This window comes from Pseudofrankia asymbiotica, assembly GCF_001983105.1.
In the GTDB taxonomy this organism is placed as follows: Bacteria; Actinomycetota; Actinomycetes; order Frankiales; family Frankiaceae; genus Pseudofrankia; species Pseudofrankia asymbiotica.
The window spans coordinates 1-17243 of record NZ_MOMC01000104.1; the positions used below are offsets into that span (position 1 = coordinate 1).

The 17243-nt window shown below is 73.0% G+C and carries 12 protein-coding genes; 8 read left to right on the plus strand and 4 right to left on the minus strand.

Annotated features, from left to right (window positions below; genetic code table 11):
• The first annotated feature begins 800 nt into the window (after positions 1–800).
• Complete coding sequence (locus tag BL253_RS39985) at positions 801–2426, plus strand: TerD family protein (RefSeq protein WP_158230492.1); 1626 nt, start codon at positions 801–803, stop codon at positions 2424–2426.
• Positions 2427–2585: 159 nt separating this feature from the next.
• Here the strand turns inward: BL253_RS39985 and BL253_RS35970 are convergent, their stop codons facing one another.
• Both BL253_RS35970 and BL253_RS35975 read right to left on the minus strand, forming a co-directional pair.
• Entirely contained in the window at positions 2586–3221 is a 636-nt protein-coding gene (locus BL253_RS35970) for an HNH endonuclease family protein (RefSeq protein WP_096336167.1), read from the minus strand.
• A gap of 268 nt (positions 3222–3489) precedes the next feature.
• Positions 3490–5211: a hypothetical protein gene (locus tag BL253_RS35975; protein WP_076822309.1), complete on the minus strand. Its 1722-nt coding sequence runs from the start codon at positions 5209–5211 to the stop codon at positions 3490–3492.
• A gap of 483 nt (positions 5212–5694) precedes the next feature.
• Here BL253_RS35975 and BL253_RS35980 point away from each other — a divergent pair, with 483 nt between their 5' ends.
• On the plus strand, positions 5695–6930 hold the full coding sequence (locus tag BL253_RS35980) for a DUF6880 family protein (RefSeq protein ID WP_241835450.1): 1236 nt from the start codon (positions 5695–5697) through the stop codon (positions 6928–6930).
• Positions 6931–7103: 173 nt separating this feature from the next.
• On the opposite strand, the gene BL253_RS35985 is transcribed toward BL253_RS35980, so the two are convergent.
• Together BL253_RS35985 and BL253_RS40760 are read right to left on the minus strand one after the other, a co-directional pair.
• Positions 7104–8798, minus strand: coding sequence for a hypothetical protein (locus tag BL253_RS35985; protein WP_076822313.1), 1695 nt, complete (start codon positions 8796–8798; stop codon positions 7104–7106).
• The gene (locus BL253_RS40760) at positions 8791–9252 is read right to left on the minus strand and encodes a hypothetical protein (RefSeq protein ID WP_076822315.1); all 462 of its coding nucleotides are present in this window, start codon (positions 9250–9252) and stop codon (positions 8791–8793) included. The genes BL253_RS35985 and BL253_RS40760 overlap by 8 nt, the downstream gene beginning before the upstream one ends.
• Before the next feature lie 560 nt (positions 9253–9812).
• Between BL253_RS40760 and BL253_RS43190 the strand changes: the two genes are divergently transcribed.
• Genes BL253_RS43190 through BL253_RS36020 form a run of 6 tightly spaced genes read left to right on the plus strand, consistent with a single transcriptional unit; the run spans position 9813 to position 17178 of the window.
• Positions 9813–10598, plus strand: a complete 786-nt coding sequence (locus BL253_RS43190) for an RNA polymerase sigma factor (protein ID WP_198946533.1) — start codon at positions 9813–9815, stop codon at positions 10596–10598.
• Positions 10595–12895, plus strand: a complete 2301-nt coding sequence (locus BL253_RS36000) for a type IV secretory system conjugative DNA transfer family protein (RefSeq protein ID WP_076822318.1) — start codon at positions 10595–10597, stop codon at positions 12893–12895. The genes BL253_RS43190 and BL253_RS36000 overlap by 4 nt, the downstream gene beginning before the upstream one ends.
• 5 nt (positions 12896–12900) lie before the next feature.
• The gene (locus tag BL253_RS36005) at positions 12901–14811 is read left to right on the plus strand and encodes a hypothetical protein (RefSeq protein ID WP_131831666.1); all 1911 of its coding nucleotides are present in this window, start codon (positions 12901–12903) and stop codon (positions 14809–14811) included.
• Positions 14808–16133, plus strand: a complete 1326-nt coding sequence (locus BL253_RS44990; protein ID WP_076822322.1) for a hypothetical protein — start codon at positions 14808–14810, stop codon at positions 16131–16133. Before BL253_RS36005 ends, BL253_RS44990 begins: the two co-directional genes overlap by 4 nt.
• A 9-nt stretch (positions 16134–16142) precedes the next feature.
• Positions 16143–16919: a hypothetical protein gene (locus BL253_RS36015; protein ID WP_076822324.1), complete on the plus strand. Its 777-nt coding sequence runs from the start codon at positions 16143–16145 to the stop codon at positions 16917–16919.
• Between the two features lie 22 nt (positions 16920–16941).
• Positions 16942–17178, plus strand: coding sequence for a hypothetical protein (locus BL253_RS36020; protein WP_076822326.1), 237 nt, complete (start codon positions 16942–16944; stop codon positions 17176–17178).
• Positions 17179–17243: the final 65 nt, after the last annotated feature.

The following is a 17243-nucleotide window of genomic DNA, read 5'->3' on the forward strand; positions in this document are numbered from 1 at the left end:
GCCCTGTTCGCCGTCTACCAGGCACTCGCCCGCCTCATCGGTGTCGCCGCCGACACCACCGGCACCCCACCCGAAAAGATCAGCTTCCGCCGCGCCCTCGCCGCCGCGTCCGACTCCATCCGGACCGCGGCCTTTTCCCCCTGACCAGGCACTCCTCGCGTTCCTCCTCGAGATCCTCGACCCCCGCCAGACCATCCGGACCCGCCCCGACCGCACCGCACCCCGCAGGACCCGCAGACCCAGCGACTACCCCCGCCGCAAGCCCGACGATCCACCCACCCGAGCCGTCACCCACCGCCTCGAACTGCACTGCCTCGACTTCCGATGACCAACCATCCCTCAAACCTCCAAGGGATCATTTAACCTATGGCCATTGCGCCAGGGCCTGTGGACAACGCTGACCGCCATCGACACCGCGCCGAACACCGCTACAGCCACCCTGACGAACCCCGACGCCGACCGTTGGCGGGTGACACGCCGCGCCGGCGCCCGCGAACATGGCGACAGGTCCGGGTTGACCCGGGTCGGGATCGGACGGACGGCCACGGTCGGCGATGTGGAGCCTGTTCGCGATGCCAGTGGCGAAGACCTCGATGAGGGCTGTCGGGATGGTGGCGGTTTTGATGGTGTCCCGGCATGCCGGCGCGGCTTGGCCCGGTGGTGTTCGCCGCGGCGAACGGAATCCGTGCGCCAATGGCGCGCCAGAAAGGCGTGACCGTCGAACCCGGAATTCCCTCCAGAGGGGTCATCTGTTAGGGTGCCATCCCGCCGGCGATGTGCAGTCATCAAATGGGGATGGAATGCTGAACCCGATGGATGGTGGACTCGCGCTCATTCCCGGGATACCTGTTCAGATGGAAGTGCGGGCGGCCGGAGCGGTCGGCATCGATGTTGCCGCGGTGCTTCTCGGTGCCACGGGGCGGGTCGCCCATGATCAAGATTTCGTTTTCTTCGGTCAGTTGGCGAACCCCGACGGCACCGTGCGGATCACTGTCGACAGCCCGTCGGGAACCACGGTGCGCGCCGACCTCGCCCGGGTGCCCGGGGGTGTTGACCGGATCGTCATCGTGGCGAGCGTCGATGTGGATAGGCCGGGCTCGACGTTGCGGGGGGTGGCGTTGTCCTGCCGCGTGGTGACCGAGGCGGATGGCGTGGAGCTCGCGCGGTTCGATCCGCCGGGTCTGGTGGCTGAGAATGCCGTCGTCCTCGCGGAGATCTGCCGGGAGGGCGGTGAATGGCGTGTCCGGGCGGCCGGGCAGGGTTTCCGCGACGGTCTGGCGGGCGTCGCGCGTCGCTACGGCGTGGAGGTCGACGACGAGCCGCCGGCGGCGTCCTTGGTGGAGGAGGTCGACGAGTCTGCTGACAGGGAGCATGTCGAGCGCGAGCGATCCGAGATTCGGCAGTTCGTCAAGGGGCTTACGCCAGATGAGATCAAATCGGGCGGCTGGTTCACCAAGCTGCTCTCTCAGGCCCTGAGTTCCTACACGGACAAGGTCGATTGGCGGTACTTCCAGGAGAAGTACCGGGGTGTTCCAGCGGACGCCATCGTCGCGCAGCGCATCAAGATGGCATCTCACTACGCCGCGATCGAAGGCGGGCTCTCCGCCAGTGCCTACTCGGCCGTCGTCGTTGCCACGATCGGTTCCCTCGGCGGCGCGTCTCCGGCCACGGTGCCGGCCGCGATCGTGACTCTCATGGTGGACGTCGCGTACATCACGCAACTCCAGCTTCGCCTGGCTTACGACATTGCCGTCCTTTATCGTGTTCCACTTGACCTGTCTGACCCGGATGACCTTTGGAAGGTCATCCGTGTGGCGTTCACGATCAAAAGTGGCGAGGTGGCGCGGGAAGGAGTTGTCAAGGCCGTCCCGGTCGTCGTGCGCCCATTGATCAAACGTTTCTACTCCAAGGGAGTCCTGGCCGCGGGCAAAGGTCTTCCAGTTGTCGGAAAATTTCTCCTGCAACGTAACGTCATCAAGATCGGAATTCCTCTCGTCGGTGTTCCACTCGCGGTGCTGGTGAACCGGTACACGACGCAGATCGCGGGACGGCACGCACGCGCGGTCTTCCGGAACGAAGCACGGGTGATCGAAATCGCCGAGAACCTGAGCCAGCGGACTCGACATCCACAACTGATGCTGTGGGTCGCCTGGCTCGTCATCAATGCGGACAGCGGGATCTCCGACGACGAGGCCCACCTGTTCCGTCACCTGGTGAGGCTCGTCAAGGAGCGGCATCAGGTCGTCGACGATCAGCTCACTCACCTTGTCGACATCGAGCCCGCCGAGGTCTGGCGACGCATCGAGGCCGAGTCGGGGAGTCTCGACGATATTGTCGACGCAGCTAATCAAGTGGCCGAAGTGGACGGCGACATCAACAAACCCGAGCGGGCGATCATCTCCGAAGTTGAGGCTCGGTGCCGATGAGGCCAACGCGACCCGTGGGCCGACTGAAGGGACTGAGACGCTGGGGCGCGTGACGGCGAGTTCCTCGCTGGGCCGGCGCTGAGCGATGCGAGCGGCCCCGCCTTCCGACCGGAGCAGCCCCGGGGGATTTCCCTCCGGGGCTACTCGACTAACGGTCTTTCAGCAGGCGTTCAGTGTGCTGGTGAGGGTGGATTTCTCGGCGCTGTCGACGGTGAGGTTGTAGTAGTACTTGACCTGGACCCAGGCTCGTGCGTAGGTGCAGCGGAAGGAGGTGAGGGAGGGCTGCCATTCGGCGGGGTCCTTGTCGCCCTTGGATTGGTTGACGTTGTCGGTGACGGCCCAGAGTTCCGGGCCGCCGAGGTCGTTGGCGTAGGTCTGGCGCTGTGCGGTGGTCCATGCCCAGGCTCCGGAGGCCCAGGCTTCGGCGAGGGGCACCATGTGGTCGATGTCGACGTCGGTAGTGTTGGTCCAGGTGGCTCCGTCGTAGGGGCTGTACCAGGATCCGGTGGTGGGTGCGCAGCTGCTGTTGACGACGACGCCGGTGCCGTCGCGCTTGAGGACCTGCTCGCGGGTGTTGCACGTGCCGCTGATCGTGATCCAGTGGGGGAACAGGTCCCGGTTGTAGGTGGACGCGTGGGATTCCGCGGCGACGGTCTGCGAGTTCAGGCGGCTGAGCGCGGTGCTCGCTGACGGTATGTTCGGCGGGGTGGCGCCGGCGGGGCCCGTCGTGACCAGCAGGCCGAGAACGGCGGCTATCAGAACGACGATGGCTGTGGTGAGGGTCCGACGGATCACAGTGCGCTCCCGACCGGTCTCGCCGCCGCCGTGTGGATTCCGGCGTGGGGGCACGGCGAAACCTGGGAAAGGATCGCAGGCTTTCACCGGCCGATCGTCATTCCATGCGCGAAGAGACGGTGAATCTTCGGGTGTGGCGGCGAACTCGAGAAGAGTTTGACGCAAAGAGCTGCGAAACTGCCGCGACGGTTCGTGTCCGGTTGTCGTAGTGGTCCGGGCCGTCCGTGCCGAATTCTGTCGCCGGGCTCTGGCACAGGGCTGCCAGGGGTCACCAGTCGGGGCCGGCGGACAGGCCGGGGTCGGGAGCCTCTGGGCCGGTGATGGCGTCGCTCGGCGTGGTCGGGGTTGCCGGGGTGGGGGTTGCCGGGTTGGTTTCGTTGGCGGCTGGGTTCTGTCCGGCTGTGGGGGTGTCCTGGTCAGCTGTGAGAGCCGAGAGGTCGGCGGGGGCGTGTTGGGCGGCGAGGGCGGCGGTGACGGCGTGGGGCTGGTCGGGGTGGGTGGGGATCCAGGGGCGGGCGGCGAGTAGTTCGGCGAGGGCGGTGGGGGTTTGGCGTAGGGCGCGGGTGTAGAGGTCGGTGGGGACGGCGAGGTGGCCGTGGTGTGGGTCGTGGATGTGCACGGTGTCGCCGTCGTGGTGGATCGCCGCTGCGGCGCCCGCCGTGTTCGTCGGGGCGGGGTGGCGCGGTGATGTGAGTTCGGCGGACGCGGCGAGGGCGGTGAGGCGGTCGTCGGGTGCCAGTAGTGGGCAGACGGTCCAGGGCACGGGTGTCGCGACGACGATCCCGGAGCCGTCGAGGTCGCGGTCGACGACGAGGCCGACTTCGTGGGGGGTGACGAGGGCTTCGATGGTGGGCCAGGCGGYGGGCCGCAGGGGGATGAGGTCGTCGGCGGGTAGGAGCTGCGGGGGGAGCGGGGCGTCGTGGGGTTGGACCTGGTAGCGCAGGCCGTGCTGGTCATTGTCGAGGGCGCGTAGGACGGTGGCGGTGGTGAACCGCGGGTCGTCGATGGTGGTGACGAGGGCGCCGGTGGCGAGGATGTCGGGCTGGTAGGGGTTGGTGCCGTCGCCGGGTTGGGGGACGGACAGGTCGGTGTCGGGTGGGTCGAGGGTGGCGTGGGTGGCTTCGCGGCGTACGGGCAGTGCCCAGGTCGGGTGTGGGGCCCAGGGATGGCCGGGTAGGTCCGCGGTGTCGGGGCGCCACAGGTAGCCGCCGTTGTCGAGGGTGGCCAGGATCGTTCCGGTGGCGCGCAGCGGTGGGACGTCGGGGTGGACGACGGCGCGGGTGCCGGGCGGGTAGGGATGGTCGGGTGGGCCGGCGGCCAGGGCGGCGAGGCGTGMGGTGTGTCGGGCGAGGAAGGCGGCCTGGCGGGGGGTGGCCTCGCCGCTGGAGGCCGTCTTGAGGATGTGGCGGACCACGGCGCGGATCTCCTCGTCCGCGTCGATCTCCTCTTCGTCTGGTGCGAGGTGTCGGGAGGCGCTGAACATCAGGGTTGGCAGGTGGCCGGGCCGGGTCTCGCTGATCCGGTATGCGATCACGGGTTCGTCGTGGGACAGCGCGGCGTGCAGCAGGATGTGGAGTGGGCCGTCGCGGTGGACGCGGTCGGGTGTCTCGGTGTTCAGGAGCCGGCCGTAGGTGGTCGGCGGCTGGCCGGGGGGTTCGACGATGCTCGCGCGCGTGGGCCGGTGCGCCGTCGTCATGGGCACGTCGCCGTCGAGGCTTTCGGCGATGGCTGGTGGGAGCGTCGCTGGCGCGGCCAGCAGCACGGTGCGGGTGGTGGCTGGGCAGATCCAGCCGAGGGTCTCTTCCAGGCTGGAGATGCTCGGCGCGCTGGTGGTCCATACCGGTGTGGGGTTGGTGTCCTGGTCGTGGACGAGGGTCGCGGCGAAGCGGTTCGGTGCGTAGTCCCCGGGTAGCCGTCGCAGTTCCCACCAGCCCGCTGGCACGGTGACTCGCAGCGTGTATTTGTCAGGGGGATCCGTCGGTGGCGACATGGCCTTGGACGATCCGGGCGACGGTCGTCCGGGCAGTCATCGCGCCTGACACCGCCACCACCCCTGCGCTCGCGCTCGTGACGACGGCAGGCTGTCCGCCTGGCGCCGTTGGCTGRCACGGGCGGTCGGCCCTGGTCCATGCGGAGTGTTGTTCGAGGTTGCCGGTAGGCGTTCAGCGTCGGTGTGCCGGCCGGCGCGGTGGCGGGGGGTGTGCATGGGCCGGGTGGGTCGTGGCGTGGCCGCCCTTCGGAGGTCGCCGTGATGGTGCGATCGGTCTGTGGCGCCGGCCCGTCCCTGGCGCGGCTGCCCGCGGTGGGGGTGGCGGTGCTCCCGTGGGTGTCTCTGTTTCTGGGGGCGTGGTGGGCGGTGACAGCCGGGAGGTCAGCGGCGGGGACATGCGGCGCCGTGTCAGGCGGGTGGGCGCGGATCACCGGCGGGCCACAGCAGGCGTCGTGGGGGTTTTGCTGAGATGGGTGGGTGGTGGTGTCGGAGGATCTGACGGTCGTGGTCGATCGGCTGCGGTGGGATCGGCGCCGGTCGCCGTATGTGGGGCGGCGGGAGTACTCGCGCGACGCGCGGGAGCTGCTGGATCGGTGCGCGCGGCTGATCGACGCGGGCCAGGCGGTGGATGCGGTCCCGGTTCTGCGTAAGGCGGTGGACCGGATGACGGCCGGGTTGCGGTACCTCGACGACTCGTCCGGGGTGATCGGTGATGATCTGCGCGCGGTGATGGCGTTGTACGCGCGAGCGTGCGCGGTCGCGCCGCCGCCGGCGCGGTCGTTGGCGGGCTGGCTGGTGAGACTGGCCTACGACGGCCCGGGCTGGCCGGACATCGTGCTCGCGGATTTCGCCCCGGCGCTGGGGGAGCGTGGACTCGGTGAGATCGGCCGGCTGGCGGAGCAGCGCGGCGCGGGGGCGGACCCGGAGGCGGACTGGTCAACGTGGGTCGCGACCCGGCTGCTGCGTGAACAGCTCGCCGAGGTGTCCGGTGATGTTGGCTGGTATGTCGATGTGCTCGCCGAGGACCTGCGCCGCCCGGACCGGTATTTGAAGATCGTGGCCGTGTTGCGGGACACCGGCCGGGCACGGGAGGCGCTGGACTGGGCTCGGCTGGGCCTAGCGGAGCACGGAACCAGGCCGTCCGCCGGGGCGTTGCAGGATGCCTACGTCGAGCTCCTGCTGCGGTTCGACGAGGGGGCGGCGGCGGTCGCGGAACGGCAGGCCGAGTTCGAGCGCGGTCCCACACCCGATGCGTTTCGCGCGCTGGTGCAGACCGGTGCGCGGGCGGGCCGGTCGGGGCTCGCGGACTGGGCTGTCGACATCCTGCGTGCCAGAGCCGCCCGCCAGCCGGCCGCGGCGGCGAACCTCGTCCGCGTGCTGCTGGCCGAAGGGCGGCCTGCTGAGGCGTGGGAGGTCGGGAGCGCGCACGTCGACGCGCTGACGCCGAGTCTGCTGACCGAGCTGTTGGAAGTCCGGCGGGCTGAGGGGCATCCTGGCGACGTCATCGGCCACTACGAGCGTCTCGTCGAGATCCACCTGCACGCCGATCCCAACGACAAGCACCGCTACCAGAAGGCCCAGGCGCTGCTGCCGGCTCTACAGACCGCCTACGAACAGCACGGCGACCCCGACGGCTTCATCGGCTACCTGCGGGGGCTGCGTGCCGACAACCGGCGCCGTCCAGCGTTCCTGCGTCTCCTTGACGCCGCCGGCTTCTGACGACGCCGCGTGGCCGACGGCGCCCCGGTCGCCGCGGCGGTGCGTGGCCGGGCGGCCCCTGTCGTAGACGGACGGTTCGGGCCGGTGTGGAGATCGCGGCCGGCAGGCCACGATTGGCCCGGCCGAGTCGAGGCCGTCAGCGAGTTGTTCCTGTGGTCGAGGCGCGGTGTGTGTCAGAGTTCGAGGCCGTCGTCAGCTGGCGGTGGCGGTGCGGCGTTGCCCGGGTCCTGGTTGGGGCCGTCGGGCTGGTTTTCGGCGGCGGCCGGTTTGGTGGTCGCTTGTGGTGGTGGGGTGAAGTATTGCGGGGTGTGGATGGCGGCGAGGGCCGCGAGGGTGGTGCGGGATTCGGTGCCGGTGAGGTGCAGCCGGGTGGTGTGTGGTCGCAGCATGTCCCACAGGTTGGGGTCGGCGAATCGCAGGGCGCGTTCGAACAGGGCGGCGTCGCAGGTCAGCTGGCCGTGGCGGGGGTCCTGGATCGAGATCATCTGGTCCCGGGCCGGCGGAGCCGGTGGTCGTGGTCGTGGCGCTCGTCGAGGCCTGGCGGGGCCGGGCGCGTCGGGGTCGGACTGGTAGCGTGCCCGCCCTGGTGTCGGCTGTGGGCCGGTGAGCGCGGCGCAGGCGTCGACCAGGTCGCGTGAGGCGCTGGCCGCGGCGTTGTACGCGTCGGCGAGTTTCCGGATTCGGGTGGCGGGTTCGACCCAGAGGCCGGTGGCGGTGGCGACTCGCAGCAGCCTGTCGGCAGCGAGGTGGTGGGTCGCGAGGCTGCTCGTGTCGGCGAGTTCGGGTAGGAGCAGGACCGCTCGGCGGGCTGCGGGCAGGGCGGCCGGGGGCTGGGCCGCTCCCGGTCCGATGCGGATCTGGCGGGCGAGCCTGCGTACCTGTTCGTCGACATGGCGCCCGTCGAAGCCGAGCGTGCGCAGCGGGCCGAGGATCTCCTGGACGTTCTGCCATCGCAGCTGGGCCTGTCTGGCCTGGGCTGTCGCGCGTGCGTAGTCGTGCTGCGCGGGTGGGCGGCTGTGCCGCTGGGCCCAGCCGGTCAGCTGTGTCGTCCAGGAGGTCATGGTCACGGCGATGGCCGCGACGGCGCGCAGCGCGGCGCCGTGCATGCGCAGCCGCGGCCAGGTCATGGTGTGCGCGGCGTAGCGCATTGCCTCGACGGCCTGTTCGAACGGGTGACCGGTCTCGTCGCCGAGTAGCGGGGTGACCTCGTCGAGGGCCGTCGGCTGACGGGGCTGCGCGTAGGTGTGTTCCAGTCTGGTCGCGGTGTCGCGGACCTGTCCGACGCGGTCGAGCGCCTGGGCGATCGTCAGCGCTGTGTGGGCGCGCTGTCCGTCCAGCTCTGGAGGGTCGTGACTTGGCGTGGGAGGTGAGGGTGGCGCGGCGTCGAGGATATGGCGGCGTAGATGGTCGGCGCTGGACGTGGCGCTGTCGGCGGCGAGAACGACCAGGCCGGCGAGCCGGCCCGCGGCCGCGGCGACGATGGCACGGTCGTGCAGTATTGCCGCGTCCGGGCCGCGTCGTTCGCCGTCTGGGCCGATCTGTGCGGCGAGCAGGTCGTGGGCGACGGCGAGGCGTAGGGCCGCCGGGCGCCACCGGTCTGCGCGCGCGGCAGACGCTGTGGGCAGGATCAGGCGGGTGGCCGTGACGGTCTCGGTCAGTTGGTGGGCCAGCGCCAGGGCCGGGTTGGCGACCCCGGCCGCCGTGCCGAGGAATCGGGCGTGGCGGCCGGTGAGCGCGAGCAGGTCGACCAGCGCGGCGGCGTCCTCGGTGGCGCCGTCGGCGATCCCGGGTGGGGGTTGGACGACCGCGGTGGCGAGCTCGCGGCGGGCCGCGTCGATCAGGGCGCCGTAGGTGAGCGGCTCAGCCATCGTCGATCGCGCTCAGCGCGTCTCGTGCGTACAGCACCGCCCGGGCCGTCGCCACCGGGTCCGCGGCCGTGTCCACACAGCTGCCCAGCGTCGTGACCGCCGCGTCGAGCACCTCGCGGACCTCGGCCCACCCGACCGGCCCCGCGGGCGCGGACAGCGGGGGCGGGGGTGGGGGCGGGCCCTTGACCAGGCCGGCCCACTCCAGTTGGGCCGCCGCCGACGACACGTCGGTGTGTGCCCGCATCGCGCGGCGCCGGTCGGCGAGCGACGGGAACAGCAGCCCCGCGCCCGCGTGCTCCAACAGCCCCGCCGCGGACGCCAGCGACGGCGGTGCCGCGAGCAGCGCCCGCGCCACCCCCCGCCACCGCGTCGGATCGACCCCGTACCGCGGGTCCATCAAATCGGCCGGCTCCGATCCCGCCGGCGAACCTGCCTCCCGACCGTCCATGACCATCACCAAGCTCCTCCTGAGCCGAACGATTCGACCGGCGCAGTGCATCACCGCGCGTCGCGGCGCGCCGCCGCGCGCCCGAGCCTGTGGACAAGCCTCGCTATCCACAGCACCCCGCCCGACACCGTCAGCGACACCCCGAATGGCACCTGTGCGAAATCCGGAGGCGCGCGTCGTCCGGGGGGTGCGTCCTCACAGACACCGCTCGCCAGCGTCCCTCGCACGCCCRCTGGCATCGTCGCGTCGATATATCGGCGACGGAACGCCCCGCGACGCTGCCGCGTGCCGGCCGCCTCCTTGGCCGTCCTGGCGGCGGGGCGCGGTTGTCGCTGACCCGGTTGCCCGGCCCCGCCCGGCGCGGCATGGTGCGCCATGCGCTGGCGAGGAGCCGGCACCGGCGATGAGCTGCGGCGGTGTCCGTGGCGATGCCTGTCGCGGTGTCTGTGGGGATGCCGGCCCGGTCGGGGTGGCAGGGGCGGTGTCGTTTGGGGTGGTCGTGGCGGTGGTGCCGGTTCGGACCGTGCGGTGTCATGTCGCATCGAAGCGGGCCGCCAGCCGGCCCTGTGAGTTTCGCGCCCCGGTCGGTGGTCCTGCGGCGCTGGCAGGCGGAGTGGGAACAGTGGGCCGGAGGGCCTGAGGCGGCAGCGGGGTTGGCGCGCTGGGCATGCGACCCGCTGCTTGCGGCGCACACCGGGTCGGTCGTGGCGGTGCTGGCCGCCTGCGGCCGGGATCTCACCGCGCCGGTGGACGAGGCCGACGCGGTGTTGGCGGCGCTGGTGCGCCGGGCGCGGGCGGGGGATCTGGCGGCGGCGCGGGTGGCGCTGGAGCGGTTGATGCCGGCGCTGACCGGGCAGGCGCGTCGGCGCTGCGGCCGTCGCGGTGTCTCGTTTGACCAGTTGCTGGTGGAGCTGGTCGGCTCCGCGTGGATCGTGATCCGCTGCTATCCGGTCGAGCGGCGGCCGGTGAAGGTCGCGGCGAACCTGGTCCGGGACGCGGTCGGCCTGGCTGTGGGCTACGTGCCGATGGTCGACCGGTTGACCGCTCCGGCCGGCCTGACCCCGCTGCCCAGCCCGCCCGGCGCTGAGGGCGTCGGCGTCGTGGCGTCGGCCGGCGCCGTCGGGGGATCGGGCGCGGTGGGGGAGTTGTTCGCCGTCCTGGTCGACGGGCGAGCGGCGGGGATCCCTGCCGAGCGGCTGCGGGTGCTGGCCGATCTCGGGGTGCTTGGCCTGTCGCAGCGGGAGGCCGCGGCGCGGGCGGGGGTGTCGGAGCGTGCTGTGCGGGTGCGCCGGGATGTGGCGGTCGGTGCGCTGCGTGGCGCGTTGGTGCCGGTCGGGGCGGTGGCGTCGTGACCGGCCCGGTGAGCGGCGGGTCGGTGTTGTCGGCCGAGGCGTTGCTGGTGGCCGGGGTGGCGGCGTTCGGCGCGGCGGCGGGCGCGGTGTGGGTGGGGGCGCAGCTGGCGGCGTTGCTGTTCGGCGCGCACCATCTGCTGGCGGTCGGGGTGCGCGACGCGGTGCTGGCGGTTCCGACGTTGGCCGCGGATCCTGGCCGGCCGGCGCGGGCGTGGCCGGCGGCGGTGGCCGGGCAGTTGCCGGGCCCGGTCGGTTACTGGGTGGCGACCGTGCCGCCGCTGATCGTGGCCGGGTTTGTGGTCGCGGTGCTGCTCGCGGTGGCCAGTCGCCGGGTGGGGGTGGCGCGGCGGCGGCGGATGGGGTTGGACCCAGAGGCCCGGTTCGCGCGGCTGTCTGATCTGGCGCCGTTGCTGGTGCGCGGGCCGGCGGCGGGCCGGCTGGTGCTGGGCCGGGTGCGGGTGGGTGGCCGGGTGCGGCTGGTCGCGACCGAGGACGCGGCCCGGCCGCTGGATGTGGCGGTGCCGCGCCGGCTGCGGCGCGCTGCGGCGCGCCGCAGCTCGGATCGGGGCGCGGTGCTGGTGCTGGGGCCGACGCGCTGCGGGAAGACCGCGGCGCTGGCGGTGCCGGCGATTCTGGAGTGGGACGGGCCGGTGCTCGCGCTGTCGGTGAAGACCGACCTGCTGGGCGCGACGGAGGCGCGCCGCCGGGCGCTGGGTGAGGTGCGGGTGTTCGACCCGGCCGGCGCGACGGGTCGGGCCGGCGCGGGCTGGTCGCCGTTGTCGACGGCGCGGCGGTTGTCGGGGGCGCGGCGCGCGGCGCGGTCGGTCGCGGCGAGTACGGACTGGAACGCGGGCGGTTCGGGGGACATGTCGTTCTGGGTGTCGGCGGGGGAGGACCTCGTCGGGTTGTTGTTCTGGGTGGCGGCGCAGGGCGGGCTGGGCATGGACAGCGTCGTGTCCTGGGTCGTCAACCAGGACAAGACCACGGTCCTGAGCCTGGCCGGCGCGTTCGCCGACCATCTCGACCCCGAGGTAGCCGGGGAGGGGCGGCAGGTCAACGCCGCGCTGCGGGCGGTCTGGGACTCCGATGCCCGGCAGCGCTCGTCGGTGTACCTGGTGGCCCGGCAGATGATCCGTCCCTGGCAGGAGACCACGGTCCTGCACAGCGCGATCCCCACGTCCGGCGCCCCGATCGACCTGGACTGGCTCCTCGGGACCACCCCCGGCCCACCCACCGGCCCCGGCGCGACGTGGTCGGACGGGCGGCCGGCGCCAGACCTCCCGGCAACGGCGGGGCGGGTGAACAGCCTGTATGTCTGCGCGGACCTGGACGACGCCGAACGGCTCGCTCCGGTGCTCGGCGGGCTGGTCGATGAGCTGTTGCGCGACGTGTACGCCCGCGTCGGTCGTAGCGGTGTGCCGTTAGATCCGCCGCTGCTGGTCGTGATCGATGAGGCGGGGAACTGGCCGATGCGGTCCCTGCCCGCGCGGATCTCGACCTGCGCGGGTTTGGGGGTCGTGCTGATGCTGGTCTACCAGTCGAAGGCGCAGATCGACGCGGCCTACGGCGCGAAGGCGGACGTCGTGGTGTCGAACGCGCCGACGAAGGTGTTCTTCTCCGGGCTCTCGGACCGCTCCAGCCTCGACTACGCCGCGAGTCTGCTCGGCCAGGAACACGTCGCCGCGCGGACCGTCTCCACTGATTCCAGCCCCAGCGGCGGGCGCACGGGCTTGTCGGAGGCCCCTACCCGTCTGGAGTTGCTGCCCGCGGCGTTGCTGCGTCAGGTCGCGCCGGGGGAGGCGCTGCTGATCCATCGCACGCTGCCTCCGATCCACCTGCATGGCCGTTACTGGTTCAAGGACCCGGCCCTGCGCCGCCTCGCCACCGGCCGCGCCGACGCCCGTGCGGCCGGCGCGGCGGGTGACCCGCGGCGCGGCGCGGCCGGCGCCGGGCACGCCGCGGTCGGCGCCGGGCACGCCGCGGACCGCGCCTTCGGACGCGCCGGGTGGCGGGCGCGGCGCGGCGTTGGGGAAGAACGAGGGCGCCCGGCGCGGCGCAGCGCACCCGAGGGCGCGCCCGGGCGCGCCGGTAACCGCGCCGATCCTCCCGACGGTGGGGCAGCCGCACGGCGCGGCGCGCCGCGCGCCGCGAACCGCGCCGCACCGCGCGCCGTGAATAGCGCCGTGCCGCGCGCCGTTAAAAGCGCCGCGCGCCGCGCTGACGAAGATGCGCCTCGCGCCAGCGCGCCAGACCGGCCCTGGCTGGTGGCGCGCCGGGCCCGGCGGGGGAGCCGGTGATCGCCATGCCGGAAGGGGTGTTCGCCGACGAGCCCGACCCGCCGGCCGGACCGGGGGGACTGGGGCTTGCCGAGGAAGCGCTGTGGGTCGATCCGGATGTCTACCCGCTGTGCGTCCAGGTCCCGGCCGGCTGGTGGCGGATCTTCCCGGTGACCGGTGGGAAGGCGACCCGGGAGTATGTCGCGCAGCTGGTCACTGACCCGGCCGGTCCGCGCTGGGCGGGCCGGGTGGCGTTCACCACCCGTCAGCCGACGCTGTGGCGGCTGGAGGAGTCACTGGGCTGGGCGCTTCCGCTGGCCGGTCACATCACCGTGCAGGCAGCACCCCCGTGGGTGACCACCAGCCCCGGGCGTGCCCGCCCGCCCGGGGCTGACAGCTCCACCGTGCTCCCACCCGGGGTGCCGGTGTCGCTGCCCGTGGAGGGCCGCCGGCCCGGCTGCCGGCCGTGGCGGGCGAGTCTGGTGCTGCGCGCCGGCCATGCACCCGCGACCTACGGCCGGCTCCGCCACGGCGAGGGGCCGACCCGCCGCTGGGACCACGGCCAGACCAGCATCGAGATCATCAGAGCCGGACCGGTACCGACCACGGCCGACGACGGCGGGCACCTGCTGACCTACCGGGTGTCCCACCGCGGCGAGGTAATGTTCGCCGGCGACGACGCCCACCTCGCCCACGGTTGGGCGCCGTACTCCACCGAGGCCATCCGCTCGGTCGTCACCACCGTCACCACCGTCACCACCGTCACCACCGCCGACACGGGCAGCCAGCGGTCCGACCGGCAGCGACAGTTCCTCGCCGCCCACGGGACGGCACTCGCGGCAGCGGCCCGCCCGCTCGGCCACCCCTACCCGCCGGGAACCCGCGTCGCTGTCGCTGTCGACACCGACAGCGCTATCTACTCCACGGGCACCGTTCTGGCCACGGCCGCCGGCCGCGCTGGTCGGCTCGACTACCTGTGGCGCCCCGACGTCGCCGACCTGCCCGGTCATCCCTGGCGCCACCGCCCTCGCCTCGCGCTGCGCGCCGGCCTGCACGAGGTCAGCGCCACCCTCGACGTGGCGGATGCCAACACCGACACCCCCGACGGTGAGGACGCCGTGATGGCCACCGGCGCCCTCGTCGCTACCCTCGATGACCCCCGCTTCGCCGTCGGCACGGTGCTGCGTACCTACGCCGGCGACGGCCCCACCCCCCGCTACGAAATCCAGCCCCACGACCAACCCGGCGGCCCGGTGCTGCTCGGCGCGACCGAGGTCACCCCGCTGGCCGGCACCGCTTGGCCGAGCACCGCCGACCTGCTGTTGGCCCGGGCCACCGCCAACGTGGACCTACGCCCCTTCGAACTGCTCATCGCGGTCCGGGACTACGCCCTGAGCGCCGACAGTCCCCACGGCCCCCGCCTCGCGGTCTCCGGCCGTTTCGGCGAGGTCGACATGGCCCTGGACCCCGCCGGCCGCGCCGACCCGGTCGAGGCACCGCCCCCTGCCGGCCCGCCGCCGGGCCTGGGCGCCGGGTTGATCCCGATCAGCGCGTCCGACGGCGCCTGCCGACTCGAGCACCCGACCTACGGCCTGATCGCCGTCGACCCGAACCTGCTCGCCACCGCCCTCACCATCCACCCCACCCAGCTCGCCGCCGTCCTCGACGGACATCCCTGGCTGCCACCCGGCCCGCACCCACCCCTGGTCGCCGCCTACCTCGCCGCCAAACACACCCCCGAAGCCGTCACCGCCCTCGCCCACCCACCCCACCCGATCGGCCCGCCGGACGGCCCCGCCGGAACAGTCACCGTCCTTCCCGGCAGCGCTACCCCGGCCGACACCGCCAGCCCGGATACCCGCACAGCCAACGACACCGCCGGCGCCGGAAACACACCGGTCGACGACGTCGAGGCACCCGGCTGGGAGAGCCCATGACCACCCCACCCCAGCCGCCCGGGCACCAGCCGCCGTCGGCGACGCCTCGGCCCGACGGCGACGTCTCCGTCCCGGCGGGCCGTCCGGAGCCGCCGGCCGGCCCGCCGCCCCGGACAGGGCCGGTGTGGTGGAACCTGCCCCCGCGGCTGGTCGCCTGCCGGCTACACCCGACCGGCGTCCTACTCGACGTCCCGGTCACCGGCGCGAACGGCACCCAGATCGTCGTGTCCACCGCCTGGCCCGACCCGAACGCTCCCTCCAGCTGGACCCACCAACGCTGGCGCCCCAGCCCGGCCGGGCGCGGCTACGACATCCCCCGGCTCACCGAACTCGGCGACGTCGTGGCCATCACCGAATGGGACACCGTCACCACCCCGGCCACCGTCCTGCCACCCGCCCACCGCGGCCTACGCCGCCGCGAACCCACCGTGCTCCCCGCCGAACACCACCCCGTCGCGCACGCGACCTGGTGGGGCTACATCCACGCGATCGATACCGACGCGCTCATCCTGCACGGCCCATTCCCCACCCCCGTCGCCGCCTACAGCGCCGCCCAGCAGGCCTACCTACGCAAACTCCAACCCGGCCATACCCAGCCCGCGACCCGCGCCGCCCCGGTCCAGCCCGCCACCCCACCAGCCACCGTCAGCGTCACCTACAACGGCCCGAACACCACCGTCGGCGACCCCACCCACGGCTGGCTCACCGTCCCCACCGACCGCTTCCACAACGCCATCGCCGTCCCCACCCACCAGCTACACACCCTGCTACGCCCACACCACGGCGACCTTCCCCCCACCACCGCCCACAGCACCCTGGCCGCCCTCGCCGCCCTCGCCGCCCGCCACACCCCCGACCAGCTCCCCGACATCTGCCTACCCACCCCCCTCACGCCCGACCCGACCCCACCAGTCAGCACCCCACCCCTGAGCGACGCCACCGACGCCCCCGATCCCTACGACCCAGACCCGACCCGCCTGCCCACCCCGGCCCCCAGCACGACTGCGCCCCCTGAGCAGCCCGCCGCGCCGCCGGACGCGGTCACCGAACCCGACCCGTCCGCCTCCACCAAGCCCGACCGGCCCGCCGCGGACCCAACCGGTCCCGAGCCTGACCTACCTCATGCGGCCGGCCGTCCGACACCGGCCGACCCGCCACGCACTGCCAGCGACCCGTTCCTGCCGGACCTGTCCCCCTACACCGAGCCCGACCCACCCCTTGCTGGGCCCGTCGGCCCCGACGGGCTGCCCAGCGCGGACCCGTTGACACCCGCCGAGCCCCTCGAGCCCGAGCCACCCGACCTCGGCCTCGAGATCCTCTGACAGGCCGGCATGCCCACCACCGCCCCCGAACCCGCCTGGGACCTCACCGCCCTACACAACCCGAAGATCATCCGGGTATCTGGCCGGTCCGCCACCACGACCGACGAGACGACCGCGCGCGCGGCCGCCGCGCTCGCCGCCCAGGCCGCCGGCGACCCCGCCGCCCCTGACCTCATCCGCGCACTCGCCCACGCCGGCGTCGTCGCGATCCGCGCCGGACGCCTCACCTACCTGTGCCGCGAAACCGTCACCAGCTGGGTCCTGCTCCCCACCCACCGCCGCACCAGCTCCCGCGAGCTCGCCCACGCCGCCGCCACCCGCGCCCACCACCTCGCAGCCCTACGCCACCACAGCCCGGCGCCATCCACCAGGCCCGCCGCGGCCACAGCCACCCCGCCAGCAGCCCTCACCCCACCGGCCGGCACCTCAGCCCCGGCCACCACCGGCACGGGCACGGCGACCGGCCAGGCAAGCACAACGACACGCACCGCGGCCAGCGCCACGTCGCCACCCCCGGCCAACCATCCCGACGACGTGGACCCGAGCCGCCTGGGCCCTACCTACCCGCGGCCGGACCCGGCGGCCCGCCACACCGAACCCGACCACAACCGGCGCCACAGCCCTCGGCAGACAGCCCCGACGGCCTTCACCACACCGCCCCGCTCGACACCTTCGACCTTGGCCTCTGAGCGACGGGCACCGCCAGCAGGCACCGACCCCAGCACCAACCGCGCCATCACCCTCACCCGCAGTCAGCCGCCACTCCGGCCGTGGCGGCTGGCATGAGCCGACCAGACAGGGATCTCCCGTGCGCACGCCGCTCACCCTCGCCGAAGTCCGCGAACTCCCCGCCGCCGTCGACCTCGTGACCGCCGCCCGCGCCTTCAACCTCGGCCGCACCCTCGCCTACACCCTCGCCCGCCAGAACCGCTTCCCCGTCCCCGTCCACCGCCACGGCCGCGCCTACCGCGTCCACACCACCGACATCCTCAACGCCCTCACCGACCCCGAGCCTCGGCCGACCCCCGAGCCAGCCGAGCAGTGATCCGACACGGACACCACCGGGTGCCTGCCCTGTCGAACGTGGGACCCACGAACCGATCGCCGGGC

Coding starts and splice junctions, on each gene's coding strand:
- BL253_RS44990 (WP_076822322.1), top strand. CDS start 14,808: ATGACCACCCCACCCCAGCCGCCCGGGCACCAGCCGCCGTCGGCGACG.
- BL253_RS39985 (WP_158230492.1), top strand. CDS start 801: ATGCTGAACCCGATGGATGGTGGACTCGCGCTCATTCCCGGGATACCT.
- BL253_RS35985 (WP_076822313.1), bottom strand. CDS start 8,798: ATGGCTGAGCCGCTCACCTACGGCGCCCTGATCGACGCGGCCCGCCGC.
- BL253_RS36005 (WP_131831666.1), top strand. CDS start 12,901: ATGCCGGAAGGGGTGTTCGCCGACGAGCCCGACCCGCCGGCCGGACCG.
- BL253_RS36015 (WP_076822324.1), top strand. CDS start 16,143: ATGCCCACCACCGCCCCCGAACCCGCCTGGGACCTCACCGCCCTACAC.
- BL253_RS40760 (WP_076822315.1), bottom strand. CDS start 9,252: ATGGTCATGGACGGTCGGGAGGCAGGTTCGCCGGCGGGATCGGAGCCG.